General features: G+C 67.2%; 23 protein-coding genes. 5 read left to right on the top strand and 18 right to left on the bottom strand.

Features of this window, described 5'->3' with window-relative positions; all coding sequences use genetic code 11:
• Positions 1 to 309: 309 nt before the first annotated feature.
• From tyrS to NNX34_RS14770, 3 genes are all read right to left on the bottom strand, one after another.
• Positions 310 to 1,635, bottom strand: coding sequence for a tyrosine--tRNA ligase (gene tyrS, locus NNX34_RS14780; RefSeq protein WP_255767237.1), 1,326 nt, complete (start codon positions 1,633 to 1,635; stop codon positions 310 to 312).
• Positions 1,636 to 1,648: 13 nt separating this feature from the next.
• Positions 1,649 to 3,910 carry a UvrD-helicase domain-containing protein gene (locus tag NNX34_RS14775; RefSeq protein WP_255767236.1) on the bottom strand — a complete coding sequence of 754 codons (2,262 nt, stop codon included), beginning with the start codon at positions 3,908 to 3,910 and terminating at the stop codon, positions 1,649 to 1,651.
• A gap of 148 nt (positions 3,911 to 4,058) precedes the next feature.
• Positions 4,059 to 4,613, bottom strand: a complete 555-nt coding sequence (locus tag NNX34_RS14770; RefSeq protein WP_227924576.1) for an adenine phosphoribosyltransferase — start codon at positions 4,611 to 4,613, stop codon at positions 4,059 to 4,061.
• Between the two features lie 194 nt (positions 4,614 to 4,807).
• Here NNX34_RS14770 and NNX34_RS14765 point away from each other — a divergent pair, with 194 nt between their 5' ends.
• Positions 4,808 to 5,800, top strand: coding sequence for an aldo/keto reductase (locus NNX34_RS14765; RefSeq protein WP_255767235.1), 993 nt, complete (start codon positions 4,808 to 4,810; stop codon positions 5,798 to 5,800).
• Positions 5,801 to 5,858: 58 nt separating this feature from the next.
• Here the strand turns inward: NNX34_RS14765 and NNX34_RS14760 are convergent, their stop codons facing one another.
• The 11 genes from NNX34_RS14760 to argC all read right to left on the bottom strand — a co-directional run bounded on the left by NNX34_RS14760 (position 5,859) and on the right by argC (position 16,957).
• Positions 5,859 to 6,512, bottom strand: coding sequence for a DNA-3-methyladenine glycosylase (locus tag NNX34_RS14760; RefSeq protein ID WP_255767234.1), 654 nt, complete (start codon positions 6,510 to 6,512; stop codon positions 5,859 to 5,861).
• Positions 6,513 to 6,559: 47 nt separating this feature from the next.
• A complete protein-coding gene (locus tag NNX34_RS14755; protein ID WP_255767233.1) occupies positions 6,560 to 7,417 on the bottom strand; it encodes an SRPBCC domain-containing protein in 858 nt (285 codons plus the stop codon).
• 121 nt (positions 7,418 to 7,538) lie between these two features.
• Positions 7,539 to 8,060, bottom strand: a complete 522-nt coding sequence (locus NNX34_RS14750; protein WP_255767232.1) for a pyridoxal 5'-phosphate synthase — start codon at positions 8,058 to 8,060, stop codon at positions 7,539 to 7,541.
• Positions 8,061 to 8,169: 109 nt separating this feature from the next.
• Positions 8,170 to 9,627 (bottom strand): argininosuccinate lyase, encoded by a 1,458-nt coding sequence (gene argH, locus NNX34_RS14745; protein WP_255767231.1) that lies wholly within the window; start codon positions 9,625 to 9,627, stop codon positions 8,170 to 8,172.
• A 4-nt stretch (positions 9,628 to 9,631) separates the two neighbouring features.
• Positions 9,632 to 10,840 carry an argininosuccinate synthase gene (locus NNX34_RS14740; protein WP_255767230.1) on the bottom strand — a complete coding sequence of 403 codons (1,209 nt, stop codon included), beginning with the start codon at positions 10,838 to 10,840 and terminating at the stop codon, positions 9,632 to 9,634.
• A gap of 97 nt (positions 10,841 to 10,937) precedes the next feature.
• Entirely contained in the window at positions 10,938 to 11,474 is a 537-nt protein-coding gene (locus NNX34_RS14735; protein ID WP_227924562.1) for an arginine repressor, read from the bottom strand.
• Entirely contained in the window at positions 11,471 to 12,436 is a 966-nt protein-coding gene (gene argF / locus NNX34_RS14730; RefSeq protein WP_255767229.1) for an ornithine carbamoyltransferase, read from the bottom strand. The genes NNX34_RS14735 and argF overlap by 4 nt, the downstream gene beginning before the upstream one ends.
• The gene (locus tag NNX34_RS14725; RefSeq protein ID WP_255767228.1) at positions 12,433 to 13,746 is read right to left on the bottom strand and encodes an acetylornithine transaminase; all 1,314 of its coding nucleotides are present in this window, start codon (positions 13,744 to 13,746) and stop codon (positions 12,433 to 12,435) included. The genes argF and NNX34_RS14725 overlap by 4 nt, the downstream gene beginning before the upstream one ends.
• A 28-nt stretch (positions 13,747 to 13,774) precedes the next feature.
• Positions 13,775 to 14,701, bottom strand: a complete 927-nt coding sequence (argB, locus tag NNX34_RS14720; RefSeq protein ID WP_255767227.1) for an acetylglutamate kinase — start codon at positions 14,699 to 14,701, stop codon at positions 13,775 to 13,777.
• Between the two features lie 13 nt (positions 14,702 to 14,714).
• Positions 14,715 to 15,926: a bifunctional glutamate N-acetyltransferase/amino-acid acetyltransferase ArgJ gene (gene argJ, locus NNX34_RS14715; protein ID WP_255767226.1), complete on the bottom strand. Its 1,212-nt coding sequence runs from the start codon at positions 15,924 to 15,926 to the stop codon at positions 14,715 to 14,717.
• The gene (gene argC, locus NNX34_RS14710; protein WP_255767225.1) at positions 15,926 to 16,957 is read right to left on the bottom strand and encodes an N-acetyl-gamma-glutamyl-phosphate reductase; all 1,032 of its coding nucleotides are present in this window, start codon (positions 16,955 to 16,957) and stop codon (positions 15,926 to 15,928) included. Before argC ends, argJ begins: the two co-directional genes overlap by 1 nt.
• Positions 16,958 to 17,064: 107 nt before the next feature.
• Here argC and NNX34_RS14705 point away from each other — a divergent pair, with 107 nt between their 5' ends.
• Complete coding sequence (locus NNX34_RS14705; protein WP_255767224.1) at positions 17,065 to 18,027, top strand: quinone oxidoreductase; 963 nt, start codon at positions 17,065 to 17,067, stop codon at positions 18,025 to 18,027.
• A 60-nt stretch (positions 18,028 to 18,087) separates the two neighbouring features.
• Here the strand turns inward: NNX34_RS14705 and NNX34_RS14700 are convergent, their stop codons facing one another.
• The 3 genes from NNX34_RS14700 to pheS form a co-directional block, all read right to left on the bottom strand.
• Positions 18,088 to 18,699 carry an HAD family phosphatase gene (locus NNX34_RS14700; protein WP_255767223.1) on the bottom strand — a complete coding sequence of 204 codons (612 nt, stop codon included), beginning with the start codon at positions 18,697 to 18,699 and terminating at the stop codon, positions 18,088 to 18,090.
• Positions 18,700 to 18,836: 137 nt separating this feature from the next.
• Positions 18,837 to 21,377, bottom strand: coding sequence for a phenylalanine--tRNA ligase subunit beta (pheT, locus tag NNX34_RS14695; RefSeq protein WP_255767222.1), 2,541 nt, complete (start codon positions 21,375 to 21,377; stop codon positions 18,837 to 18,839).
• A complete protein-coding gene (pheS, locus tag NNX34_RS14690; RefSeq protein ID WP_227924542.1) occupies positions 21,378 to 22,475 on the bottom strand; it encodes a phenylalanine--tRNA ligase subunit alpha in 1,098 nt (365 codons plus the stop codon).
• Positions 22,476 to 22,579: 104 nt separating this feature from the next.
• On the opposite strand from pheS, the gene NNX34_RS14685 reads away from it, so the two are divergent.
• Complete coding sequence (locus tag NNX34_RS14685) at positions 22,580 to 23,089, top strand: hypothetical protein (RefSeq protein WP_255767221.1); 510 nt, start codon at positions 22,580 to 22,582, stop codon at positions 23,087 to 23,089.
• Positions 23,090 to 23,114: 25 nt separating this feature from the next.
• Entirely contained in the window at positions 23,115 to 24,272 is a 1,158-nt protein-coding gene (locus NNX34_RS14680) for an Rv2578c family radical SAM protein (protein ID WP_255767220.1), read from the top strand.
• Between the two features lie 36 nt (positions 24,273 to 24,308).
• On the opposite strand, the gene NNX34_RS14675 is transcribed toward NNX34_RS14680, so the two are convergent.
• A complete protein-coding gene (locus tag NNX34_RS14675; RefSeq protein ID WP_370647281.1) occupies positions 24,309 to 24,752 on the bottom strand; it encodes a (deoxy)nucleoside triphosphate pyrophosphohydrolase in 444 nt (147 codons plus the stop codon).
• 209 nt (positions 24,753 to 24,961) lie between these two features.
• On the opposite strand from NNX34_RS14675, the gene NNX34_RS14670 reads away from it, so the two are divergent.
• Complete coding sequence (locus tag NNX34_RS14670) at positions 24,962 to 26,215, top strand: MFS transporter (protein WP_255767219.1); 1,254 nt, start codon at positions 24,962 to 24,964, stop codon at positions 26,213 to 26,215.
• Positions 26,216 to 26,231: the final 16 nt, after the last annotated feature.

Below are 26,231 nucleotides of genomic sequence, written 5' to 3'. Positions count from 1 at the left end.
ACTGGTTGGACTCTGTTTTTTGTTGGGGTTTGGCCGCCATGCTCGGGCGCTTTTCCAGCGTCCCGGCCGCGGCGACTCATGTAACTCTACACATCGCTTCCGGTCCTTGCAAACCGGATTGAAGTGATCCGCCGCACAAGCTTCCACACCCCATATCCAGGGTCGGCAGCCTCGCCTTTGACCGGCGAGGACTGCCCCCAAGTCCTGCAGGGTTTCGCCGAAGCGGCCCCCATTGCTTCCCTGGAAGTCTCCTATGGAAGTCCCCCGTGGAAGTCCCCGTGGAGGCCCTCCCCTAAGGAAGCATTAAAACTATACGGCGGAGACCTCAACGCTTGCAAGGGTCCGCTTTCCACGCCGGAGTACCAGGTACCGGCCGTGCAGCAGGTCCTTCGAATCCACTACGGCGTCGGCGTCGGTGACCTTGTTGTTGTTCACGTAGGCACCGCCCTCGGACACCGTGCGGCGTGCTTCGGACTTGGTCTTGGAAAGCTCCGACGCAACAAGCAGGTCGATGATGCCCAGCGAATCCGGGGACACCACGGCCGTCGGCAGCTGTTCTGTCGCGGCCTTCAAGGTGGCTTCGTCGAGTTCGGTCAGGTCCCCCTGCCCGAACAATGCGGCAGAAGCAGCGATGGCCTTGTCGGTTGCCTCGGTGCCGTGAATCAGTGTAGTCACGTCGTAGGCCAGGGCCCGCTGTGCCTCCCGCTTATGCGGCGCTTCCTTCACGGCTCGCGCCAGCTCTTCGATCCGTGCCCGGCTCATGAAGGTAAAGACCTTGAGCCGGTCAACCACGTCGGTATCGGAGGTGTTGAGCCAGAACTGGTACATGGCGTACGGGCTGGTCATGTTGCCGTCCAGCCAGACCGCATTGCCTTCGCTCTTGCCGAACTTGGTGCCGTCACTGTTGGTGATCAGCGGGGTGCCCAGTGCGTGGACCGTCTTGCCCTCCACCTTGCGCACCAGTTCGGTGCCGCTGGTGAGGTTGCCCCACTGGTCGGACCCGCCGGTCTCGAGCACGCAGTTGTACTGGCGGAAGAGCTCGAGGTAGTCCATACCCTGCAGGACCTGGTAGCTGAACTCCGCGTAGCTGATGCCTTCGTCGGAGTTCAGGCGCGAGGAGACGATTTCCTTCTTGATCATCGTGCCCACCCGGAAGTGCTTGCCGACGTCGCGCAGGAAATCGATGGCGCTCATCGGAGCGGTCCAGTCGAGGTTGTTCACCATACGGGCGGCGTTGTCGCCCTCGAAGCTAAGGAAGCGCTGCACCTGTCCCTGGAGGTACCCGACCCACTCGCCAACGGTTTCCTTGGTATTCATGGTGCGTTCCGCCGTCGGGCGCGGATCTCCGACCAGTCCGGTGGAACCCCCGACCAGGGCCAGCGGCCGGTGGCCGGCAAGCTGCAGGCGCCGCATGGTGAGCAGCTGCACCAGGTTGCCAAGGTGCAGGCTCGGTGCCGTCGGGTCGAAGCCGCAGTAATACGTGATCGGTCCCCCGGCGAGGAGTTTTTCCAGTTCCGCCTCATCGGTGGAGACGTGCACAAGGCCTCGCCACTGGAGTTCCTGCCAGATGTTGGCGAAGGAGGAATCATTCTGCTGGGCGCCGAGGCCCTCGGAGTTCACGATATTGTCTGACACGCCTTCTAAATTATCAGTCTTCGGGAATGCCTGCCGGGATCCCGTTTGCAGCGATCAGGCGCAGCCGCTGCGTGGGGCGGGTCATGGCAACGTACAGGTCCCCGACCTTGCCGGCTGCTGCGGTGAGCAGTTCGGACGGTTCCAGGATGACGACGCCGTCGAACTCCAGGCCCTTCGCCTCGCGCGGCGAGGTCACCACGATGTCCTGCTCCAGGCCGCCGGCGCCGGATCCCACGCGGGCTCCGTACACCCCGGCCAGCGCGCGGCGGACCGCGGAGAGCCGGTGGTCCTCGGCGATGACGGCGAGCAGGCCGCCGTCGAGCGCGTCCAGGTCCTCGGGCAGGGTGTCCAGCAGGCGCTGGATCTGGCCGCCCTCGGGCACTTCGTCGATGAACGGCGCCCAGCGGCCTTCCCGCACGGCCTTCGGCGCGGACACCACGAGGCCGGCGGCGTTGGCCATGCGCACCGCGGCCTCGGCGATCTGCGCCGGGGTGCGGTAATTCACGGTGAGCTCTTCGAGCGTCCAGCGCTCCCCCACGAACGGGTCCAGTGCCGCCTGCCATGACGTTGCCCCGGCAGCCGAGCTGGTCTGGGCAATGTCGCCCACCACGGTGAAGGACTTCAGCGGGCAGCGGCGCATCAGCAGCCGCCACTGCATGGCGGACAGCTCCTGCGCTTCATCGACCACGATGTGCCCGAAGGCCCAGGTGCGGTCGACGGCGGCACGGTCGGCAGCGGTCAGGCGCTGCTCCCCCACCGCGTTGTGGTCTGCCAGGTCTTCCGCGGACAGGATGCCGTGGGCGCCGGAGTCCTCGAGGAAGCCCTCCGTATTGGCAATGGCGCTTTCGGCATTGGCGAGGTCGCGCTTGCGCTGTTCCTCACGGAGCGCGTTCTCGCGGCCGGCGGAGGCGTCAAGCTCGCCGAGGAGTTCGGCGGCTTCGTCCAGCAGCGGCACATCGGATTCGGTCCACGGCGCATCGGGGCTGCGGCGCAGCAGGTCCAGCTCCGCGTCGGAGAGGTCCGGGGCGGCCGCTTCCAGGTGTCCGGGCTTGCTGTACAGCTCGCTGATGAGCTTTTCCGGGGTCAGCGGCATCCAGCACAGGTTCAGCGCCACGCGCACGTCGCGGGCACTGCGGACGTCCTCCGCGAGGTAGGCCCGGTCGGTGCTGTTCCCGGCGCCGGCCGATTCCTCAAGCTGTTCGGTCAACTGCTCGGTCAGTTCGCGCAGCAGGATCTTCACGAAGGTGACGCGGGCTTCGTTGTGCGGCTTGCCGGTGGCGCGGGCCTTGTCACGGGCGCGCTGCACCTGCTTGGGGGTCAGCGTGAGGATGGTGCCTTCGACGTTCAGCTTCCGCGGACCGGCGGGCAGCCGCTGCCGGTTGGCAACCGCACGCGCGACGACGTCGGCCATGTACAGCCGCCCCTTGACCTCGGCCGTGGCCGGGTCCTCTTCATGCGCGGCGGTGATGCCGGGCATCAACTGGCCCAGGCTGGACATCACGACGCCGGTCTCGCCCAGGGAGGGCAGCACGCGTTCGATGTACCGGATGAAGGCATTGGACGGCCCCACCAGCAGCACACCGGCGGACTTCAGCCGTTCCCGGTGGGTGTAGAGCAGGTATGCGGCGCGGTGCAGCGCCACGGCGGTCTTGCCGGTACCGGGGCCGCCCTGGACCACCAGGGTGCCGGACAGCGGAGCCCGGATGATGCGGTCCTGTTCCGCCTGGATGGTGCCCACGATGTCGGACATCTGCCCGGTCCGCTTGGAGTTCAGCGCCGCGAGTAGCGCACCTTCGCCCTGGAGGGCTTCGCCTTCTTCCAGCATGGAGTAGTCCAGCACGTCATCCTCGATGGCCTGCACGTCGCGGCCCTTCAGGATCAGGTGCCGGCGGCGTCGTACGCCCTGGCGCTCGAAAGCGGTTGCCTGGTAGAACGTACCGGCTTCGGGTGCGCGCCAATCGACCATCAGGCGCTGCAGCTCCGCCGTCGAAAGGCCGATGCGCCCGATGTAGCGTTCCTCGCCGTCGTCGAGGTCCAGCCGGCCGAAAACGAGCCGGTCGTCGACGGCGTTCAGCTGCGCCAGGCGGTCCTCGTACATGGTGGCAAAGGCGTCCCGCTCGGAACGGTTCTGGTGCGAACCCGAGGCGTGGCTGCGCCGGATTGCGGCCAGCTGTTCCCGCTTTTCCTCACGCAGCTCATCGAGGCGTGAGTACAGTCCGGCGACGTACTGACGCTCGTGTTCCAGCTCGTTCGAAGCTGAAGGTGTTTCAGGCATGTTCGCGTTCCCTCTCGCAAAGGCAGAGCGTCAATCTTACAGTGCATTTGGACTTTTGCAGGTCCCTAATGTATGCGGTTTCTCTCTCAGCTGCTGCCTGCGAGGAACGCGTGTCGTGCGGGCCCTTCCCCTCGTTGAGGGGACCGGCCTAGTAGCGGATCAGAGCGGTAACCGGGGTGTCGCCGAGGCGGTCCCTGCCGCCGAGGTCGCCCAGTTCCAGCACGACGCCGAATCCGGCCACTTCCGCGCCTGCCTTGCGGATCAGGCGCGCTGCGGCACCGAGGGTTCCACCGGTGGCCAGCACGTCGTCAAGGATCAGGACGCGCGAGCCCACGGGCATGTCGTCGCGGTGCAGTTCCAGGGTGCTCTCGCCGTACTCCATCGAGTAGCTTTCGGAGAACACTTCGCGGGGCAGCTTACCGGGCTTGCGCACGGTGATGACTCCCTTGCCGGAAGCGTAGGCAGCGGCGGCGGCAAGCAGGAAGCCGCGTGCTTCCACCCCTGCCACGAAATCGAACTGTCCCTCGAAGGGGGCAATGAGGGCATCTACTACGCGCCGGAGGGCGGGCCCGTCAGCAAAGACCGGGGTCAGATCCCGGAAAACGATCCCGGGCTTGGGGTAATCAGGGATTACAGCGCCCAGGCGTTCGATGGTTTGTTCAATGGACTCGTGGTTATCCGGTTCTGCCGGGGCATCTTTCACCCGTCTACCTTACCCGTTCCACCCGGTTTGACCGGAGCCGCACGGGCTCCTGTGGCACTTCTCTCCCGGGCTATCCGGCGCTGTCGGTCCGGGCCGGCGGAGGAATAAAGGGTCGCCGACGGCGGTTGCCATGTCTCGGCCCCTTCGCACGGGACCGGAACCTACCCGCACAACAGTCAAGGACTGCACCACATATGGCTAACCTGCACGACGTGCTCAAGAACAAGATCGGCTTCGGCACAGCTCCCCTGGGAAACATGTTCCGCGACATTCCCCAGGAAGAGGCGCTGGCAACGGTTGAAGCGGCCTGGAACGCAGGCATCCGCTACTTCGACACCGCTCCCTTCTACGGAGCCGGCCTGGCGGAATCCCGCCTGGGCGAGGTCCTCTCGCAGCACAACCGCGATGAGTATGTGCTCAGCACCAAAGTAGGACGGCTGATCCTGGATGAGGAAGAAGAAAAGGGCTCCGGCCTCTTCACCCACGGGCGTTCAAACAAGATCGCCACGGATTACAGCACGGACGCCACGCTGCGGTCCATCGAGGAGAGCCTGAACCGGCTCAAGACGGACCGCCTGGACTTTGTGTTCATCCACGACACGTCCCGGGACTTCCTCGGTGATGAGTGGATCTCCAAGTTCGACGAGGCGCGGACCGGCGCGTTCCGGGTACTCGCCCGCCTGCAGGACGAGGGCGTCATCAACGGCTGGGGCCTGGGCGTCAACACCACCGAGCCCATCGAGCTGGCCATGGCCATGGACGAGGCCGCGCCGACCATGAGCCTCTCCGCCACCCAGTACACCCTGCTGCAGCACGAGCGTGCGCTGCAGCGCATGATGCCCATGGCGCAGGAAAAGGGAGTGGGCATCGTCGTCGGCGGCCCCTTCAACTCCGGCGCCCTGCTGGGCGGCGACTACTTCGATTACGCCGAGATCCCTCCGCAGGTTAAGGCACGGATCGCCGAGCTGACCTCGGTTGCCTCTCGGCACGACGTGAGCCTGAAGGCCGCTGCCCTGCAGTTCTCCACTGCTCACCCCGCCGTGGCGGCGGTCATCCCGGGCTCCAGCCGGCCTGAACGCGTCGCGGAGGATATTGCGGCGATGAAGGCCGAGATTCCGGCTGCCTTCTGGGACGAGCTGCTGGAAAAGAAGCTCATTTCCGCGCAGGCACCGCTTCCTCGCTCCTAGCAGCAGCTTCGCAGAACGGCGTTCCGGGTAACAGTTACCCGGAACGCCGTTCTGCGTTTCACTGCCGCAGGGCCGCAGCTGCCGCGGACGCCGGCTGCCTGCGCGGCTGGGCGGGACGGTACTTAGACACTGTCGGGTCCCCGGTGAGCCAGTACCGCCACGGATATTCGTCCGAGCCGCCGGGGCCGCTGACTCCCACCCTCGGTCCGGTTGACAGGAGTTCCCCGCCCACCGGATCGGCGGGCAATGCCAGGTGCAGGGGGTGAGCGAACACATCTGCCCCGTCCAGCGGCCGGGAAATGCCCAGCGCCTGGGCAAGGCGTGCCGGACCGCGCGCCAGGTCCAGCGGGTTGCGCGGGTTTCCACGCCGCACGGCGGCGATGTCGGCCCCCTCGACGATCTCGCCGGCGCGCAGCAGCAGCCCGGTGGCATCGCCTTCCGTTCCGCAGACTATGTTGGCGCAGTAGTGCATGCCGTAGGTGAAGTACACATAGAGGTGTCCCGCCGGCCCGAACATGGTGGCGTTCCGTGCCGTCTGGCCGCGGAACGCGTGGGAGCCGGGATCGGCGTCGCCCATGTAGGCCTCCACCTCGGTGATCCGCACACTGACGCGTTCGCCGTCGACGTCGTGGGTCAGGACCGCACCCAACAGCTGGGGTGCGGCGGAGGTGGCCGGGACGGCAAGACGTTCTCGTTCACTCGCAAAAGCCATACTCCGACGGTAGCAAGGTTCATTGGGGAGATTTTCCGTGCTGCCGTTCAGCTGCTCCCGGCAGAGGCTCCGTAGAACTCCTTCAGGGCCGCCAGCCTGCGGGAGCTGGGATGCCAGGGGTTTCCGGCAACGTGGTCGCCGGCGGCGTCCAGTGCCTGGTGCCACGCGGCGAGCAGGCCGGCCGCCTCGTCTGATCCGCCGTTTCCGCCGCTCAGCGGTTGCCGGACGACGACGCGGGTCCGGCCGCCGTCGTCCGTGATGTCGACCGAGGCCTCCGCACCGATGCCGAGTTCCGACGTCGCACGGTCCAGTGCGCTGCCGACGTCGCCGGCGGCTGCGTTGAACCAGCGTTGGAAGACGATCCCGGCGGCATCCGTTTGCCCCATCGTGGGTGAGACGTCGAATTCCTCCGCGTACGCGTCGCGGAGGGCCTGCCACTGGTCCATGGACGCGCGGGAAGGTTCCCTGCCCGCGGCGACGTCGTCGAACACGTCCAGGATCCCCTGCCACCCTGCGGCGCCTTCGGTGAGGAAATCCGCGCTGGGCTCATGCGTGCGGAACTGCAGCAGGGAACCGTCGGGGGTTTCCAGCACCTGCCAGTCGAGGACGGATTCATCCCCCAGCGGGTCCTCCCAGGTGAACTGCAGGCTTAGACCGGGACTCATCTGCAGTACGGTTCCGGTTACCTCCACATTGCCCATGTCCAGCCGGTATTCCTTGCCGAGCTGCCAGCCGGGAGTCACCGTGCCGAGCCACTGGGCCACCTTGTCCCCGTTGGTCAGCACCTCCCAGATGTAGCCCGCGGGAAAATCGAATAGGCGCTCAAAGACCAGGGTGTAGCCGTCGGGGCGGCGCTCGATTCTTCCGGCGGGAACCGGGGTTTCGAGGGGGCTGGACTCGGTCATGGCGCGTCCTCCTGGGGTTCTTCCAAGGGTAGCTTCGGCGGGGGCGCCGCCGGGAGGGGCGGACAGGTAGTCGAACCGGAAAGACGGGTATCCGGGGTGCCGGCTTGGAGCCGAGCGAGCCTCAGAAGACCATCCGGTGCCGGATGTGATGCCGGTCGGCACGTGCCTGCCAGAATTCGATCTCCCTCGGCTTCAGCGCATACAGCTGCCACTGCGGGTTCGCACTCCCGTCCGATGCCGGCCTGGCATCCCAGTCGGCGGCCGAAGCCTGCCGGGAGAGTTCCACTACGGCTCCGGCCACTCGAATCTGGCGGCCAAGTTCCGGCCAGTAGAAGTTCATTGCCGCATTCGGGTTCTCGGCCAGCTCTCCGCCTTTGCGCGAGGTAAGGGACGTGGCAAACTGCCAGCCGCCGTCGTCGTCAATGTCCTTGAGGATGAGCATCCGGGAGGAGACGTGCCCGCCTCCGTCGGCCGTGGCAAGGGAAAATGCATGCGGCTGCCTTACCCCGGCGGCCAGCGCATCGGAAAGCCACTGGCGGAAAAGCTCCGCGGGGTCCTGAGGCGCTGCGGCCGGATCGAAGTCGGGCAGATTCTCGGGAAAGTCCGGAAGGGCACGCAGCCGGGCCCGGAAGGAATCACTCATGCCGCCCAGCGTAGCTGTGTGCCGGTGCCGCTGCCCCGCAGCCCGGCACCAAAAAGAACGGACCCCGGGGAGGTGCACTCCATCGGGGTCCGTCTCAGGTCGGGCAGATTCAGCCTGCGTAGCCGCGCACGTCGCCGACCTGGCGGATCAGCTCCGCCAGCTGCAGCTCGACAGCGGACCGGGCGGTGCCGCCCTGGGAGCTGCGGCTGTCCAGGGAGCCTTCGGTGCTGAGCACGGTGCGTACCTCGGGCGTCAGGTGCGGCGAGATTCCGGCATAGTCTTCATCGGTCAGGTCCCAGAGTTCGACGCCGCGCCCCTCGGCCAGCTGCACAGCGGCTCCGGAGAGCTCATGCGCCTCACGGAAGGGCACACCCTGGCGGACCAGCCACTCGGCAATGTCGGTGGCCAGGGCAAAGCCCTGCGGTGCCAGGGACTGCATCCGCTCGGTGTTGAACTTCAGGGTCGCGATCATCCCGGACACCGCCGGAAGCAGTACCTCGAGGGTGTCGGCAGCATCGAAGACCGGTTCCTTGTCCTCCTGCAGGTCACGGTTGTAGGCCAGCGGAAGGCCCTTCAGGGTGGCCAGCAGCCCGGCAAGGTCGCCGATCAGCCGTCCGGCCTTGCCGCGGGCAAGTTCGGCAACATCGGGATTCTTCTTCTGCGGCATGATCGAGGACCCGGTGGAGTACGCGTCGTCGAGCGTCACGAAGGAGAACTCCTTCGTGGCCCACAGGATGATGTCTTCGCTGACGCGGGACAGGTCGACGCCGATCATGGCGGCCACCCAGGAGAATTCGGCGTACACGTCACGCGCGGCAGTCCCGTCCAGGGAGTTCCAGACAGCCGAATCGAACCCCAGGTCCTTCGCCACGGCATTCGGGTCAAGGCCCAGCGAGGAGCCGGCCAGGGCACCGGAACCGTAGGGAGACACTGCCGCACGCTTATCCCAGTCGGCCAGCCGCTGCACATCGCGCAGCAGGGACCAGGCGTGCGCCAGCAGGTGATGGCTGAGCAGGATGGGCTGGGCATGCTGCAGGTGGGTGCGTCCGGGCATCGCCACTCCGAGGTGTGCCTGGGCCTGGCCCACCAGGGCGTCGATGACCGACAGCACGCCGGCGCCGATGATGCGGGCATGGTCCCGCAGGTACATCCGGCCCAACGTGGCGATCTGGTCATTGCGGGACCGGCCGGCCCGGAGCTTTCCGCCCAGCTGGGTGCCGGCCCGTTCAATCAATCCGCGTTCCAGTGAACCGTGCACGTCCTCGTCGGACGCCGCGGGCACGTAGGCACCCGACTTCACATCGGCGTCGAGCTGGTCCAGGGCCGCAAGCATTCCTTCCAACTCGCCGTCGTCGAGCAGGCCGGCCTTGTGCAGCACGCGGGCGTGGGCACGCGAGCCGGCAATGTCGTAGCCGGCAAGCCGCCAGTCGAAGTGGGTGGATTTGCTCAGCTCCGCAAGGGCGTCCGCAGGGCCGCCGGCGAACCGGCCGCCCCACAGGGCACCTTGGACGGTTGAACCGGAGGTCCCGGCACCCGCTGCTTCTTCTGGCGACTTGCCGTCTGTCATCTGCTTACTTACCTTCTGCTAGGCGCTGGTCGCGGCCGGAGGCCACCTTGGAGGACATCCCGAACAACTCGATGAAGCCGCGGGCCATCGACTGGTCGAAGCTGTCACCGGTGTCGTAGGTGGCCAGGTTGAAGTCATACAGGGATGACTCGGAGCGGCGTCCCGTAACCACCGGGCGTCCGGCGTCGAGGGTCATGCGGATGTCGCCGGAGACGTACCGCTGGGTGTCGCCGATGAAGGCGTCCAGGGACTGCTTCAGCGGAGAGAACCACTGGCCGTCATAGACCAGCTCGGTCCAGCGCTGGCCGACCGTCTTCTTGAAGCGGGCCTGCTCGCGCTCCACAGTGACGTTTTCCAGCTCGCGGTGCGCAGCCATCAGCGCCATGGCGCCGGGGGCTTCGTAGATTTCGCGGCTCTTGATGCCCACGAGGCGGTCCTCGACAATGTCGATCCGGCCGATGCCCTGGGCACCGGCGCGGCGGTTCATTTCCTCGATGGCCTGCAGCGGGGTGACCGGCTTGCCGTCAATCGCGACCGGCACGCCTTCCTTAAAGGTGATGACGACTTCATCCGGGGCGGAAGCCGACGCCGGATCGGAGGTGTACTCGTACACGTCCGGAGTGGGGCCGTTCCAGATGTCTTCGAGGAAGCCTGTCTCCACGGCACGTCCCCAGACGTTGGCGTCAATGGAGAAGGGGTTCTTCTTCGTGGTGACGATCGGCAGGTTCTTCTCCTCGGCGAAGGCGATGGCCTTGTCGCGGGTCAGGGCCAGGTCGCGGACCGGTGCGATGCACTTCAGGTCCGGGCCCAGGGTCTGGATGCCGACTTCGAAGCGCACCTGGTCGTTGCCCTTGCCGGTGCAGCCGTGGGAGACGGTGGTGGCACCGAACTGGCGGGCAGCGGCCACCAGGTGCTTCACGATGACGGGACGCGAGAGGGCCGAGACCAGCGGGTAGGCGTCCATGTAGAGGGCATTGGCCTTCAGTGCCGGCATGCAGTACTCGGTGGCGAATTCCTCGCGGGCGTCGGCCACGTAGGCTTCGACGGCGCCGCAGTCCAGGGCTCGCTGGCGGACGGTCTCCAGGGACTCGCCGCCCTGTCCTACGTCCACGGCAACGGCAATAACTTCAGCGCCGGTTGCCTCGGCAATCCAGCCAATGGCTACTGACGTATCCAGGCCACCGGAATAGGCCAGAACAATACGTTCGCTCACGGATTTCGCTCCTCTTGCATTGGTTGCGGCCCGATCGGGGCCGCTGGTTGGTTCAGGATGAAAGTCTTGGGTTGTGGTTCAACGGGCCGGGGACCGGTTACAGGATCCGGCTTTCGGGTGCGGAGCCGTTGTTGCTGGCTTCGTCTGCGATCCGCAGGAAGCGGGCCGCGAGGTCGGGGCCGCCCTCGGGGTCCCGGGTCACCATCATCACCGTGTCGTCGCCGGCGATGGTGCCCAGTACGGACGGCAGCACGGAATGGTCGATGGCCAGTGCCAGGAAGTTCGCGGCTCCGGGCGGAGTCCGCAGCACCACGATATTCGCTGACGCCTCGGCGGTAACCAGCAGTTCACCGCAGAGCCGGGCCAGCCGTGCATCCAGCACTTCCTGGGTGACGCCGGACTTGGGCGCCCGTTCCCCGCCCTCGGACGGAACGGCATACACCAGGGCACCGTCCTTGCCGCGCATGCGCACGGCGCCGAGTTCCACCAGGTCGCGGGAGAGCGTCGCCTGCGTAACCTGCACGCCGTCGTCGGCCAGCAGTGCCGCGAGCTCGGCCTGGGAACGGATGGAAAGACCCGTCAGCAGGGTGCGGATGCGCGCCTGGCGCGCCGTCTTCGTTGCCGGCATGGTCATGCCCGTGCCTCCGGAATTCCCGTGAGGCCGGAATGCGCCGTGAGCCAGACCATCAGGGCCTTCTGCGCATGCAGCCGGTTCTCCGCTTCGTCCCAGACCACTGACTGCGGTCCGTCAAGCACGTCGGCGGAGATTTCGTAGCCGCGGTAGGCGGGCAGGCAATGGAGCACGACGGCGTCGTCCGCCGCCTGCGCCATCGCGTCGGCGTCCACGGCGTAGCTGCGGAACAGTTCCTGCCGGGCGGCCTTTTCGGCTTCCTGCCCCATGGACACCCAGGTATCGGTGGCGACGACGTCGGCTCCGGCCAGCGCTTCGGCGGCGTCGGTTGTGATGGTCACGGAGCCGCCGGTTTCTTCCGCACGGGCCGCAGCGGCGTCGACAATCCGGGGATCGGGCAGATAGCCCAGCGGACCGGCTACCCGGACGTGCATTCCGGCGGTCACACCGGCGAGCAGGTAGGAGTTGGCCATGTTGTTGGCGCAGTCACCGAGATACGCCAGGGTGAGGCCGGCGAGCCGGCCCTTGTGCTCGCGGATGGTCATCAGGTCCGCCAGGAGCTGGCAGGGGTGGTAGTCGTCCGACAGCGCGTTGATGACCGGAACCGAGGAGTTGGCAGCCATTTCCTCCAGGCCGGCCTGCGCGTAGGTCCGCCAGACGATGGTGGAAACCATGCGTTCCAGCACCTTGGTGGTGTCCGCAACGCTCTCCTTGTGTCCCAGCTGGGACTCCCCCGCACCGATGATCAGCGGAACGCCGCCCAGATCGGAGATGCCGGCCGCAAAGGACACCCGGGTCCGGGTGGAGGTCTTGTCGAAGATGACGGCCACGGTCTTGCGGCCGGTGGATTCGCCCGCGAACGGCTGGTGTTTGTAGCGGTCCTTCTTGAGCGCATCGGCCAGATCCAGGACTTCGGCCTGTTCCGCCTGCGTGAGGTCGGTGTCGACCAGGAAATGACGGGTCATGGTTTTCCTTCAGTGGTTGTGCCGGTGGCACCGGGTACAGAGTCTGGAGTGGTCTCGGCGGCGGGACCGGCGGCGGCGCTTCGGGCGGAGGCGGCGCCTCCGGCTGAAGCGGCACCGGAGGCCGTTCGCAGGATACCCGGTAGTGCGTCCAGGAAGGTGCCGGCCTGCTCCGGAGTGAGGATCAGCGGCGGGGCCAGCCGCAGCGTTGCCGGGCCGGTGCTGTTGATGATGTACCCCGCCTCCAGCGCAGCCGCGACCACGGCGGGAGCAACGTCGTCGACCAGGTCGAGGCCGATGAGGAGGCCCTCCCCGCGCACCTCGGCCACGAAGTCCAGAGCTGCCAGTTCCCGGCGCAGGTACTCCCCGGTGCCGCGCACATTGGCCAGCACGTCGGAGGATTCCAGCACGGAGAGGGTCGCCAGGGCTGCGGCGGCAGCCACGGGGTTCCCGCCGAAGGTGGTGCCGTGCATTCCGGCCGCCAGCAACCCGGAGGTCCGCTCGCCGAAGGTGATCATGGCGCCGACGGGGAAGCCGCCGCCGAGTCCCTTGGCCAGGGTCATGGCATCCGGAAGGACGCCTTCGGAGGCGAACCACTTGCCCGTCCGGCCAATGCCGGTCTGCACCTCGTCAATCACCAGCAGCGCGCCCGCGGCCCGGGTGGCCTCGCGGGCGGCCTGCAGGTAGCCCGCGGGAAGCATCCGCACTCCTGCCTCGCCCTGGATCGGTTCCAGGAAGACGGCGGCTACGGTCTCATCTACTGCGGCCAGCAGCGCATCGATGTCCCCGAACGGAAGGTGTTCCACTCCCCCGGGCAACGGTTCGAAGGGTTCCCGGTAGGCAGGTTTGGCCGTGAGGGCCAGCGCTCCCATGGTCCTGCCGTGGAATGCTCCTTCGAGCGCCAGGATCCGGGTGCGTCCGGCAGCGGGATCGGAGTTCCGCCGGGCCAGCTTGAAGGCCGCCTCGTTGGCTTCGGCACCGGAGTTCGCAAAGAACACCTTGGAACCCTGCGGAGCGTCGGCGAGCGCGAGCAGCCGTTCGGCCAGCTCCACCTGGGGAGGGCTGGTGAAGAAGTTGGACACGTGGCCGAGGGTGGCAAGCTGATCGGCCACCGCCGCCACGAGCGCCGGATGGGCGTGGCCCAGCGAATTGACCGCAATGCCGCCCAGCAAGTCGAGGTACCGCTTTCCATCGGCGTCTTCCACATAGCAGCCGCTCCCGCGGACGAGCGCCCGCTGCGGAGCACCGAAGACGCCCATCAGGGAGGAGCCATAGCGGTTCAGCCAGTCCTCCTGCGCGTCTGGAGCTGCCATCCCGGGGATGGTGCCCTGGGTATCCGGGTTATGCATCTTCGTCCTCCGGTACTACCTGGGTGCCGATTCCGGCTTCGGTGAAGATTTCCAGCAGCATGGAGTGCGCCATCCGGCCGTCAACCACTGCGGCACGGTCAACACCGCCGTCTACGGCGGCGAGGCAGGCCTGCATCTTGGGGATCATGCCCGCTTCGAGGCCGGGCAGCATGGCCCGCAGTTCCCCGGCAGTCAGTGAGGAGATCAGCGAGGACTTGTCGGGCCAATCCCCGTAAAGGCCTTCCACGTCCGTGAGGACCACCAGCCGCGAGGCACCCAGGGCTACGGCCAGGGCGGACGCGGCCGTATCGGCGTTGACGTTGAGCACCTGGCCGGTGGGGCCGCCGTCGGCGTTCACTTCCGGTGCCACGGTACTGATCACCGGGATCCGTCCGGCGGCAATGATGTCCAGGATCGCGCCGGGGTTGACCCCCGTCACTTCCCCGACCAGGCCGAGGTCCAGTTCCTCTCCGTCCACCACGACGCCGGTCCGTACGGCCTCCAGCAGGCCGCCGTCCTCGCCGGAGAGTCCGACGGCGTAGGGACCGTGCGCGTTAACGAGGCCGACGAGCTCTCGGCCCACCTGGCCGGTCAGGACCATGCGCACGGCGTCCATCGCCTCGGGTGTAGTCACCCGCAGTCCGCCGCGGAATTCGGAGGCAATACCGAGCCGGTCCAGCATGGCACTGATCTGCGGGCCGCCGCCGTGGACGACCACCGGGTGCACCCCGGCGTGATGGAGGAACACGATGTCCTCGGCAAACGCCCGCCGAAGGTCGTCGTTCACCATGGCGTTGCCGCCGTACTTGATGACCATGGTGGTGCCTGCAAAGCGCTGGATCCAGGGCAGCGCTTCGATCAGCGTTGCCGCTTTGTCCTGTGCCCGCAGCCGTTCGCCGGCTTCTGCTGGTGTGATCATGCCTGTCCCCCGGTCAGCTGCTGTACGCAGAGTTCTCGTGGACGTAATCCGTGGTGAGATCGTTCGTCCAGATGGTGGCGCTTTCCGTGCCCGCGTGCAGGTCGATTTCCACCGTCACGGCGCGCGGCGCCAGGTCCACGCCTTCCCGCGGATCTCCGATGCCGCCGTTCCGGCAGACCTGCACGCCGTTGATTACGACGTCGATCCGGTCCGGTTCAAACGCCGCGTCGGTGGTGCCGACCGCGGACAGCACCCGGCCCCAGTTCGGGTCGTTGCCGAAAATGGCGGTCTTGAACAGATTGGAACGGGCGACGGCGCGGGCAGCTGTTTCCGCGTCGGCCACCGTGGCGGCGTTGACCGTGGTGATGGCGATGTCATGGCTGGCGCCTTCGGCATCGGTGATCAGCTGCTGGGCGAGCGAGAAGCAGACCTCCGTGAGTCCGCCCGCGAAATCCCCTGCCTCGGGTGCCGCGCCTGAGGCACCGGACGCCATCAGGATCACGGTGTCGTTGGTGGACATGCAGCCGTCCGAATCGGTCCGGTCGAACGTCACCGCGGTTGCGGCCCGCAGTGCCGAGTCCAGGGCGGGTGCCGGGAGATCCGCGTCGGTGGTCAGAACCACCAGCATTGTGGCCAGTCCGGGGGCGAGCATTCCGGCTCCCTTGGCCATGCCGCCGATGCGGTAGGTCCGGCCCGCGCTGTCCGTGCCGGTGAAGACCGCCTGCTTGGCGACGCTGTCAGTGGTCATGATGGCATGCGCCGCGTCCGCGCCGGCGTCGGCGGACAGGATCCCGGCTGCCGCTTCGATGCCCGGAAGCAGTTTGTCCATGGGCAGCTGGACGCCGATCAGGCCGGTGGAGCAGACAAGCACGTCGGAAGCGCTGAGACCCAGGAGTTCCGCGGTCTTTTCGGCGGTGGTGTGGGTGTTCCGGAATCCCTCGCTGCCGGTGCAGGCGTTGGCGCCGCCGGAGTTCAGGATGACGGCGTCTGCCCGTCCATCGGACACTGCCTGCCGGGACCACAGCACCGGAGCGGCCGCGATGCGGTTCCGGGTGAAGACGGCCGCGGCAGCCTTCGACGGACCGTCGTTGACGACCAGGGCGACGTCGCGTCCCCCGGAATCCTTCAGGCCTGCGGCCACACCCGCGGCACGGAAACCCGCCGGGGCGGTGATGCCGGTGACGGCGCCGGTGGTGCTGTCGGTGGTCAGTGATTCGGCGCTCATTACGGTGCCACTCCCTGCTGGGTCAGTCCCGCGGTTTCATCCAGGCCGAGGGCAATATTCATGGACTGCACGGCGCCGCCGGCTGTTCCCTTGTTGAGGTTGTCAATGACGCAGCTGACAATCACCCGGTTGGCGTGGGCGTCGTACGCCAGCTGCATCACGGCGTAGTTGGAGCCGACCACCATCTTGGTGGCGGGCCACTGGCCTTCCGGCAGCACCCGGACGAAATGTTCCGAAGCGTAGGCCTGTTCCCAGGCTGTGCGCAGGGCCGCGGGGTCGACGCCGGGACGGACCTTCGCGGTGGCAGTGGTCAGGATGCCGCGGGCCATCGGAGCCAGCGTGGGCGTGAAGGACACGGCCACGGGCTCTCCGGCGGCGGCGGAGAGGCCCTGCTCGATTTCAGGGGTGTGCCGGTGGGTGCCGCCCACGCCGTAGGGACTCATGCCGCCCAGGACTTCCGAGCCCAGCAGGTGGGGCTTGGCGGCCTTGCCGGCGCCCGAGGTGCCGGAGGCCGACACGATGACGACATCCTGCGGCTCCAGCAGGCCGGCGGCAAAGCCGGGTGTCAGGGCGAGCAGGGAGCTTGTCGGGTAGCAGCCCGGAACGGCAATCCGGCGGGCCCCCTTGAGCCGGTCGCGGTGTCCGGGCAGTTCGGGCAGTCCGTAGGGCCAGGTTCCCGCGTGCGGAGAACCGTAGAACTTTTCCCAGGCCATGGGATCCTCGAGCCGGTGGTCGGCACCGGCGTCGATCACCAGGGTGTCCGGATCCAGCTGCGCGGCAATCCCCGCACTGGCGCCGTGCGGCAGGGCGAGGAAAACGACGTCGTGTCCCGACAGCGTCTCGACGGTGGTGTCCTCCAGTACCCGGTCGGCGAGGGAATGCAGGTGCGGCTGCAGCTCCCCCAGCCGGCTGCCGGCGTTGCTGTGGGCCGTGATGGCACCGATGGATACCTCCGGGTGGCCGGCCAGCAGGCGCAGCACTTCGCCCCCGGCATAGCCGCTGGCGCCCGAGACTGCTACGGAAATCGTCATGCCCCCACCCTACAGCACACTTATGCACTGTCTCCAATATTTATGCAAACCGTATGATGGGGACCATATCGAGCCAGTACGTTCCAGCCAGCAAAAGAGGCCATGCCATGCACAAAGCCATTGTCGTCCCGCAGCCGGGCGGACCGGAAATCCTGCGCTATGAAGACGTTGACCTGCCGCAGCCCGGCCCTCGGCAGGTGCTGGTCAAGGTAGCCGCAACCGGCGTGAACTTCATCGACACCTATCAGCGTGCCGGCGTCTATCCCATGTCATATCCCTTCATACCCGGTTCGGAGGCCGCCGGGACCGTCGTGTCCGCCGGGCTTGAATCCGGCTTCCGGGAGGGTGACCGGGTAGCCACGGCGGAGGGCGGCGGGGCCTATGCGCAGTACATGCTGTTGGACGCGGACGTGGCGCTGCCGGTACCCGCCGGCATCCGGGACGACACCGCGGCGGCGCTGCTGCTGCAGGGGGTTACCGCGCATTACCTGTGCAACTCCACGTTTCCGGTGCAGGAAGGACAGACGGCGCTGGTGCATGCCGGTGCCGGCGGCGTCGGGCTGTTGCTGATCCAGTTGCTCAAGGCCAAGGGCGCGACGGTGATCACCACCGTATCCACCGAGGAGAAGGAGCTCCTTGCCCGCGGCGCCGGCGCCGACCAGGTGCTGCGCTACGACGGTTTCACCGGGCAGGTGCGTGCCCTCACCGGCGGGCAGGGCGTGGACGTGGTGTACGACGGCGTCGGGCAGGCCACCTTCGACGGCTCGCTCGCCAGCCTGCGCACCCGGGGCATGATGGTGCTCTTCGGCGCCGCCTCCGGACAGGTCCCGCCCTTCGACATCCAGCGGCTGAACTCCTCCGGTTCCCTGTTCCTGACCCGGCCCACGATTGCGCATTACCTCCTCACACCCGAAGAACGCCGGTGGCGGGCCCGCGAACTGTTTGACGCGGTCCTGGCCGGCAACCTGGACGTGCGGATCGGACAGACCTATCCGCTGGCCGAGGCCTCCCGTGCGCACGCTGACCTTGAAGGGCGGAAGACCACCGGGAAGGTACTGCTGGTTCCGTGAGCCGGAAGCGGCTCCGCCCGGTACTGCCGGATCACCCGGTGCTGCCGGCGGAGCCCGCTCCTACCGCCCGCGCCCGGCAAGCTCCGCCCGAAGGTCCGTCCCGCTGCGGTGGAGCACCGTGTGGAACCCCAGTTCCCGCGCCGTCGAAATGTTCTGCGGGTTGTCGTCAATGAAGACGATGCCCTCCGGCGCAGCACCAAGGCCGGCAACCACCCGGTCGAAGATCCTCCGGTCCGGTTTCACCAGACCCATCTGCCCGCTGAAGTACAGCTTGGAGAAGTAGTGTGCCCAGGACGATTCGGTGGAATACCTCCGCGACATGCCCTCCGGCATGTTGGAGAGCAGGGCAAGGTTGGCGCCCTCGCCGTGCAGCGTCTCCAAAACCTCCAGAGTCCGGGGATTCAGATGCGCCCACTGCGCGGCGTCCAGTTCCTCCAGGGCTTCCACCTCTGCCGGGACCGGATCCCGGCCAAGCACGCTTCCCCAGTACTGCGCCGGGGTTAGCCGGCCGGCGTCAAAGTCTTCGCGCCTTTCCCAATACGGGCTCGTTCCGGCCGCCAGCTCCCGGAGGCCGGTGGCCTGTTCCAGCACCCGCCAGTCCTCCGGGGCGGGAGCGGTGGAAATCACCATGCCGTAATCGAAGAGGTACCAGTGCGGGCCGGAGGATGTCATCGCCACAGCTTAGCGAACGGTCCGGAGCGCGGCAGCCGTGTTCGGTTCCCGCCGGGATCCGGACACGACAGGGCTTAAACGCAGCAGGCCCCGCCGGATAACGACATCCGGCGGTGCCTGCTGGTTGTTGGATAAACCTAGCGCTGAACGGCACCGAACCGTTCGGCGGCCAGCGCGACGGCTGCGGCACGGGCCTCGGAGGCTTCGTCCGCGGTCAAGGTCCGGTCCGGCGCGCGGAAGCGCAGCGCGAACGCGAGCGACTTATGCCCGGACTCAATGCCCTGGCCTGCGTAGACGTCGAACAGGGCCACGTCTTCGAGCAGTTCCCCGGCTCCCTCGCGCAGTGCCTCGCGGACCTGCTCGGCGGGAACGTCCTCTGCCACCACCAGCGCCACATCCTGCGTGGAAATGGGGAAGCTGGAAATCGGACGGGCAACGATGACGTCGGGGGCGGCGTCGAAAACCGCATCCACGTTCAGTTCCGCAGCCACCGTGCGGGCAGGCATGTCCCGTGCGGCCAGGAGCTTGGGGTGCAGTTCGCCGGCGTAGCCCACGGTCTCGCCGCTGCGCAGTGCGATGCGCGCGGTGCGGCCGGGGTGGAACGCCTGATGGGTACCCTGTTCCACCACGAGTTCCACGCCGAGGACGTCGCCCATCAACCGGGCGTAATCGACGGCGTCGGCCCAGTCCCAGGCGCGCGGCGTGTTGCCGGCACCGGGAGCGGACTCGTGACCGGCCAGCAGGACGCCCACGTGCAGCGGCTGGTCCGGAATTCCGGCGTAGAGCTCGTCGAGGACTTCCTCGGACGGCTTGGCGCCCAGCGGCGGGATGCTCTCCGTACCCAGGTGCTCACCGGGAAGGAAGACCGTGCCCGATTCGAACAGGGCCAGATCCCGGAAGCCGCGGGACATGTTGCGCTTGGCAACCTCGAACAGGCCGGGCAGCACCGAGGTCCGCAGGTAGCCGTACTCGGCGCTGAGCGGATTGGCCAGCTTCAGGGCCGGGCGGGTGCCCGGTTCCGGAGCGCCGAAGGTGTTGTTGTCCGCCTCGGTCACGAACGGGTAGGCCAGCACCTCCGTGAGGCCGGCTGCTGCAAGTGACTGCATGAGCCGGCGGCGCTGCTGCTGCAGGCGGGTCAGGCCGCGCCCGGGAGGGGCGACCGGCAGGGTGGACGGAATCTTGTCATAGCCCACCAGGCGGATGATTTCCTCAGTGAGGTCCTCGCGCGTCTCCAGGTCCGGGCGCCAGCTCGGCGGCGTCACCAGGTAGCCGTCGTCGGTCTTCTCGACCGTAGCGCCCAGGTCCTCCAGCGTCCCGGTGATCTGGGACTCGGTGAAATCCAGGCCGATCAGCTGGGCCGGGAACTGTGCGGGCAGTTCGATCCGACGCGGCGCGGGGGCCGTGCCGACGTCGGTAATGGACTCCTCGGCCGTGCCGCCGGCGAGTTCCACCAGCAGGTCCACTGCACGCTGCGCGGCGACGTCCGCGATGTTCCAGTCCACGCCGCGTTCGAAGCGCTTGGATGCCTCGGAGGGCAGCCGATGCCGGCGGCGGGAGCGGGCAATGCTGACTTCCTCGAAGTGGGCGGCTTCAACCAGGACGTTCTGCGTTCCGTCGGCAACCTCGGTGGCGGCTCCGCCCATCACGCCGGCGATGCCGATGGCACCGGTTCCGTCGGTGATCAGCAGGTCCTCCGGGGAGAGCCGGCGTTCCTTCTCGTCCAGGGTCTTCAGGGTTTCGCCCTCGGCGGCGCGGCGGACCACGATCTCGCCGGTGAGCTTATCCAGGTCGTAGAAGTGCAGCGGCTGGCCGAGTTCGAGCATCACGTAGTTGGAAATGTCGACTACCAGCGAGATTGACCGCATGCCGGCCAGGCGCAGGCGCGAGGACATCCACGGCGGGGTGGGCCGGGAGGTATCGACGCCGCGGACGGTCCGGGCAACGAACCGGTCGCAGCCGGGCTTGCCGTAAATGGGCGCGGCGTCGTCGAGCCGCACCGGGTAGCCCTTGCCGTCGGCCTGTGGAACAACGACGGCGGCAGCCGGGTCGGTGAACTTGGTGCCCGTGGCGTGGGCGTATTCACGGGCGGCGCCGCGGATGGAGAAAACGTAGCCGCGGTCCGGGGTGACGTTGATTTCCGCCGCCTGGTCGTACAGCCCCAGGAGCTCCATCGCATCGGTGCCCACCTCGGGGTCCAGCCCCAGGGTGGAGAGCACCAGGATGCCGTCATGGTCCTCGCCGATGCCGAGTTCACGCACGGAGGCAATCATGCCGGCCGAGACGTGGCCGTAGGTCTTGCGCGGGCTGATGCGGAAGTCTCCGGGCAGCACGGCACCGGGCAGGGTGACGACGACCTTGTCCCCTACCTTGAAGTTGTGCGCGCCGCAGACGATGCCCTGCACGCCGGAGGGCTCGATGCCCTTGCCAGTCAGGGTCTGCTCAGCACCTTCCGGCACCACGCGGACCGTGCACCAGTTGATGGTCTTGCCGTTGCTCTGCGGCTCCGGTTCCATGCTGAGCACCTGGCCCACCACGATCGGCCCCTGCAGGTCATCGGTGGGACGGTGGACGTCTTCTTCTTCCAGACCAACGCGCACGAGGTCTTCCATCACGTCTTCGGCGGTTGCTTCCGCCGGTACCTGGGCATACTCGCGCAGCCAGGAAAGTGGGATTCTCACTTAGATCTCCATCCCGAAGTGTTCGCTGAAACGTACGTCGCCTTCAATCATTTCGTGCATGTCCGAAACCTCGTTGCGGAACATGAGGGCACGGTCAATGCCCATGCCGAAGGCAAAACCTGAATAGACCTCGGGGTCGATCCCGGCGGCGCGGAGCACGTTGGGGTTGACCATGCCGCAGCCGCCCCATTCGATCCAGCGCGGGCCGCCCTTGGCACCCGGGTGCCAGATGTCCAGCTCGGCGCTGGGTTCGGTGAAGGGGAAGTAGTTCGGCCGCAGCCGGACCTTCGCCTCATCGCCGAAAAGAACACGGGTGAAGTGCTCCAGGGTGCCGACCAGGTCTGCCATGGTCAGGCCCTTGTCGATGGCCAGGCCCTCGAACTGGTGGAAGACCGGGGTGTGCGTGGCGTCCAGCTCGTCGGTGCGGAACACCTTGCCGGGGCAGAGCACGTAGATCGGCAGGTCGCGCTCAAGCATGGAGCGGACCTGCACCGGGGAGGTGTGCGTCCGCATGACCAGGTGCGCCTCGGGCGGTTCCACGAAGAAGGTGTCCTGCATTTCGCGGGCCGGGTGGTCCGGCTTGAAGTTCAGCGCGTCGAAGTTGAACCACTCGGATTCCACTTCGGGGCCTTCCGCGATTTCCCAGCCCATGCCGACGAACACATCCGCCACCCGGTCCTGCAGGGTGGAGATGGGATGCCGGCCGCCGATGTGCCGGCGGCGGGGAGCTGCGGTGACGTCCACGGCCTCTTCGACAAGGATCCGGGCGTCGCGCTCCGCTTCGAGCTCAACGGTGCGGGCGGCGAGCGCGGAGTTGATCCGGCCGCGGGCGGGGCCCACGAGCTTGCCGGCGGCGGCCTTCTGGTCCTTGGGGAGCTTGCCGATGGTCCGGTTCGCTCCGCTCAGCGGCGACTTCTCGCCGGTGACGGCGATCCGGACTTCCTTGAGCTCACTCAGGTCCGCGGCAGCGGCGATGGCGGCGAGCGCCTGCTCGACGGCGGCGGCTATGGCGGCTTCATCCAGCGGATTCGGCGGCTCGGGCTGGGTGCCCTCAGGGGAAGTATCTGGGGAACCGGTCCCCGGTGTGGAGTTAGACATGTACTGTTCTTACCTGTTTCCGGCCCTAGTTGGGTTCTGGCTTATCATTTGCAAGTCTAGTAGACGCCCCCGACCGGGCCGTCATACTGCCGCTGGGAGGTTCCATGCCGTCCGTACCGATCGTTCTCCGACCGCGTGCAGCCTCCATCCGCCGCTGGATCAATCTGCTGAATCTCTCCACCCCTGCGGGGATGCTGCTGGCGCGTGCCACCGGGTGCAGCATCACCCCGGGGCCGCAGAAGATCACCCTCGCCGAGGGCTATCCGCTGCCGTTCCCCCGTGCGGCCGCGTTCACCGTCGGCAACGTGGTCCTCTACCGTTCCTCCTCGGCCCGCCGCATCCACGCGCCGGACAGCCCGCTGCTGCGCCACGAGACGCGCCACAGCACGCAGTACGCACTCCTGGGTCCGCTCTTCCTGCCCGCGTACTCTGCGGCGGCGGCTCTTTCGCGCGTGATTGCCGGCGATCCGGCGTCGGCGAATCCGTTTGAGCGGCTGGCCGGCCTCCGTGACGGCGGGTACCGGCCGCACCCCGGAAGGCCGCGGCGGCGCCCCCGGGTCCGCGTTTCGCCGGCAGTCCGGCATCGCCGCCCGCCCCGCGGCACTACCCCGTGATTCGAACATATGTTCTAATGATGGGATGAGGTGGCAAGGTCAGGAACTGAAGGCATCACCCGCGAAGGGCAACGAACCCGGAACCGCCCAGGGGGAGCCCGGCCCTGCTACGGCACCCGGTTCGCTCCAGGCCCCTTCGGCAGCGCCCCCTGCAGCACTGCCCCTTACCGCAGTGTCGGGCACCACGGATCCGCTGATCCCGCTGCAGGGCCTGGTCCGCTCCGTGCGTACGCCGGACTTTGCCGGGGTGACCTTCCATGAGGTCGTGGCCAAATCGGTGCTGAACAAGGTGGGCGGCGGCTCGAACATGCCCTTCGAATGGACCGTCAATCCATACCGCGGCTGCAGCCATGCCTGTGTTTACTGCTTCGCCCGCAAGACCCACACCTACCTGGATATGGACAGCGGCGCCGATTTCGACAGCCAGCTGGTGGTCAAGGTCAATGCTGCCGAGGTCCTGCGGCGGGAACTCTCACGGCCCTCCTGGCAGCACCACCATGTGGCCATGGGCACCAATACGGACCCGTACCAGCGGGCCGAGGGCCGCTACCAGCTGATGCCCGGCGTCATCCGTGCGCTGGCAGACAGCGGCACGCCTTTCTCCATCCTGACGAAGGGCACCCTGCTGGCCCGCGATATCCCGCTCCTGAAGGAAGCCTCCGCGCAGACCGACATCGGCATGGGTATTTCGCTGGCGCTGGTAGACCCCGAACTGGCTAAGCGGGCAGAACCGGGAACGCCCACACCCCGTGCACGGCTGGAGCTGATCAGCCGGCTGCGGGATGCCGGACTCCCCTGTTCGGTCATGGCCATGCCGATCCTGCCCTGGCTTACCGACGGCGACGAATCCCTCGATGCCCTGTTCTCCGCGCTCGCATCGGCCGGCGCCACGGGGGTCACGGCGGGTGCACTGCATCTGCGACCCGGTGCCCGCGAGTGGTACCTCGAGTTCATTGCCCGGCACTACCCGCAGCTCTCCGGCAAATACGCCGACCTGTACGGCAAGGGAACGTATGCGTCGAAGGAATACCGGGACTGGCTCGCCGGGCGGATCCGGTTCTTCAAGGCCAAGTACGGCTTCACCGGCGGCGCACGGTTCCTGCGGCCCGCCGGCACCCAGGCCGCCCGCGCCGCGAACGGGAAGGAGACCGTCACTGCGGCTGCCCAGGACGCTCTGTTCTAGCACGTTCCCGGACAATCCCTTGGCGCACCACCGTGGCTAAACCGCCTCGACAGCCTCCAGCAGCGCAGTGACAATCGGCAGGTCCGCCGGTATCCAGGCGAGGTCCATCAGTGCATCTGCGTTGAGATCAACCCAGCGGAGCTCGCTGTGGTCTTCGAGCGGCTCGGCTGTGCCTTCGGTGATCTCCGCTAGCCAGACCCGCATGGCAGCGACGTCGTTCAGTCTCCACCCTTCGTCCAGGGGCCCCGTGATTTCAGCCCCCAGCTGAACCCGGACACCCAGCTCTTCGGCGAGCTCGCGGTGCAGGGCCTGCGTGCAGCTTTCTCCGGGTTCCACTTTTCCGCCCGGAAATTCCCACAACCCGGCAAGCGCTTCCGGGGCGCTCCGGCGCGCCGCCAATATCCGGGAAGGCTGCCGGAGGCTGTCCACCAGCGCACCGCCCACAACCTGTTTGGTGATTTGCGTTGATTCAATGACCACGAAAGAAGTCTATGCGGACGTTCCCTAGGGCAGGCCGCCTGTGCCTGCCCGTAGCGGAATGTTCCGTCGCACAGGTCGGCGCCGGGGGCGCCCCTGCACTAGGCTGGAGGGGACGAAGCCGTCCCGGCGTCCGGCAGGAGCATTTCCTGCTCGTTGACCGTGAACGCCGTCCGCAGCGGCACAGCCGCACCCCCACTCGGAAAGCGAACATGTCCCGGAGCACCACCGCGCCCATTTCATTGTCCGGCAAGCGCACACCCGACACGCGCCATACCACCGCCGCCAAGGCCATAGTCGCCTTGGCCGTGGGCAGTTTCGCGATCGGCACCACTGAGTTCAGCATTATGGGCCTGCTGCAGGAAATGGTCGAAGACCTGGGCATCTCCGTCCCCGCAGGCGGCCATGTGATCTCTGCCTACGCAATGGGCGTTGTGGTGGGGGCTCCCGTGCTTGCCGCTCTCGGAGCCCGGATGCCCCGCAAGACCCTGGTACTGGGCCTGATGCTCTTCTTCGCCCTGAGCAACTTGTCTTCGTTCTTTGCCGGGGATTACTCCTGGCTGCTCTTCACCCGGTTCCTGTCGGGGCTTCCGCACGGTGCCTTCTTCGGCGTTGCAGCGGTCATTGCCGCGTCGCTGGTGGCACCGACGCGCCGGGCCTGGGCCATCTCAATGGTCATGCTCGGACTGAGCATCGCCAACGTCGTAGGAGTCCCTTTTGCGACCTGGCTGGGACAGCAGGCCGGGTGGCGGTGGATGTTCGTCCTGGTGGCGGCCATCGGCCTCCTGAGCGTTGCCATGGTGGCCCGTTTCGTCCCGTACCAGGCGCCCCTGGCCGGTGCCAGCATCAAGGGCGAGCTTAGCGCCCTCGGGCGGGCCCAGGTCTGGCTGGCCTTGCTGGTGGGAACTGTCGGTTTCGGCGGATTCTTTGCCGTGTATTCCTACATCGCGCCCACCATGACCGAGGTGGCGGGCATCTCCGAGAACGTGCTGCCCGTCGTCGTCGGGCTCTACGGCGTGGGCCAGGTGATCGGCAACGTGGCCGGCGGACGGCTGGCCGATATCAATGTCATGGGCAGCATCTACGCGATCCTGGGCGGCACAGTGGTAATCCTGCTGGCCTACGCGTGGGCGGTGCAGTACGCGGCGACCGCCATGGTGCTGGTTTTCCTGGTGGGCGTGATCGGCTCAATGCTGACGCCTCCGCTGCAGACCAGGCTGCTGGATGTTTCGCCGGGTGCCGAGTCACTGGCGTCTTCACTGAACCATGCGGCCCTGAACCTGGCCAATGCGCTGGGAGCGCTGCTGGGCGGCGTCGTTATCGCCTGGGGCTGGGGGTACCGCTCCCCCGCTGTGGTGGGAGCGGTACTCGCCCTGCTTGGTTTGGCTATTGCGCTGATCAGCGGGTCACTTGACCGGCGTCCTGCGCGTTCTTCGAAGCAAACACATCAGGCTCCGGGTAAATAGCGGTAGCGATCGGCTG

It is taken from the genome of Arthrobacter sp. zg-Y1116, from assembly GCF_024385485.1.
GTDB lineage: Bacteria > Actinomycetota > Actinomycetes > Actinomycetales > Micrococcaceae > Arthrobacter_B.
The sequence above is the reverse complement of the archived record's forward strand: the minus strand, read 5'-3'. Positions and strand labels throughout refer to the sequence as shown.

Excerpts from the sequence above, each read along its gene's own strand:
- NNX34_RS14775 (WP_255767236.1), bottom strand. The coding sequence starts at position 3,910 with ATGCCTGAAACACCTTCAGCTTCGAACGAGCTGGAACACGAGCGTCAG.
- NNX34_RS14765 (WP_255767235.1), top strand. The coding sequence starts at position 4,808 with ATGGCTAACCTGCACGACGTGCTCAAGAACAAGATCGGCTTCGGCACA.
- NNX34_RS14760 (WP_255767234.1), bottom strand. The coding sequence starts at position 6,512 with ATGGCTTTTGCGAGTGAACGAGAACGTCTTGCCGTCCCGGCCACCTCC.
- NNX34_RS14755 (WP_255767233.1), bottom strand. The coding sequence starts at position 7,417 with ATGACCGAGTCCAGCCCCCTCGAAACCCCGGTTCCCGCCGGAAGAATC.
- NNX34_RS14750 (WP_255767232.1), bottom strand. The coding sequence starts at position 8,060 with ATGAGTGATTCCTTCCGGGCCCGGCTGCGTGCCCTTCCGGACTTTCCC.
- argH (WP_255767231.1), bottom strand. The coding sequence starts at position 9,627 with ATGACAGACGGCAAGTCGCCAGAAGAAGCAGCGGGTGCCGGGACCTCC.
- NNX34_RS14735 (WP_227924562.1), bottom strand. The coding sequence starts at position 11,474 with ATGACCATGCCGGCAACGAAGACGGCGCGCCAGGCGCGCATCCGCACC.
- argF (WP_255767229.1), bottom strand. The coding sequence starts at position 12,436 with ATGACCCGTCATTTCCTGGTCGACACCGACCTCACGCAGGCGGAACAG.
- NNX34_RS14725 (WP_255767228.1), bottom strand. The coding sequence starts at position 13,746 with ATGGCAGCTCCAGACGCGCAGGAGGACTGGCTGAACCGCTATGGCTCC.
- argB (WP_255767227.1), bottom strand. The coding sequence starts at position 14,701 with ATGATCACACCAGCAGAAGCCGGCGAACGGCTGCGGGCACAGGACAAA.
- argJ (WP_255767226.1), bottom strand. The coding sequence starts at position 15,926 with ATGAGCGCCGAATCACTGACCACCGACAGCACCACCGGCGCCGTCACC.
- argC (WP_255767225.1), bottom strand. The coding sequence starts at position 16,957 with ATGACGATTTCCGTAGCAGTCTCGGGCGCCAGCGGCTATGCCGGGGGC.
- NNX34_RS14705 (WP_255767224.1), top strand. The coding sequence starts at position 17,065 with ATGCACAAAGCCATTGTCGTCCCGCAGCCGGGCGGACCGGAAATCCTG.
- NNX34_RS14700 (WP_255767223.1), bottom strand. The coding sequence starts at position 18,699 with ATGACATCCTCCGGCCCGCACTGGTACCTCTTCGATTACGGCATGGTG.
- pheS (WP_227924542.1), bottom strand. The coding sequence starts at position 22,475 with ATGTCTAACTCCACACCGGGGACCGGTTCCCCAGATACTTCCCCTGAG.
- NNX34_RS14685 (WP_255767221.1), top strand. The coding sequence starts at position 22,580 with ATGCCGTCCGTACCGATCGTTCTCCGACCGCGTGCAGCCTCCATCCGC.
- NNX34_RS14680 (WP_255767220.1), top strand. The coding sequence starts at position 23,115 with ATGAGGTGGCAAGGTCAGGAACTGAAGGCATCACCCGCGAAGGGCAAC.
- NNX34_RS14670 (WP_255767219.1), top strand. The coding sequence starts at position 24,962 with ATGTCCCGGAGCACCACCGCGCCCATTTCATTGTCCGGCAAGCGCACA.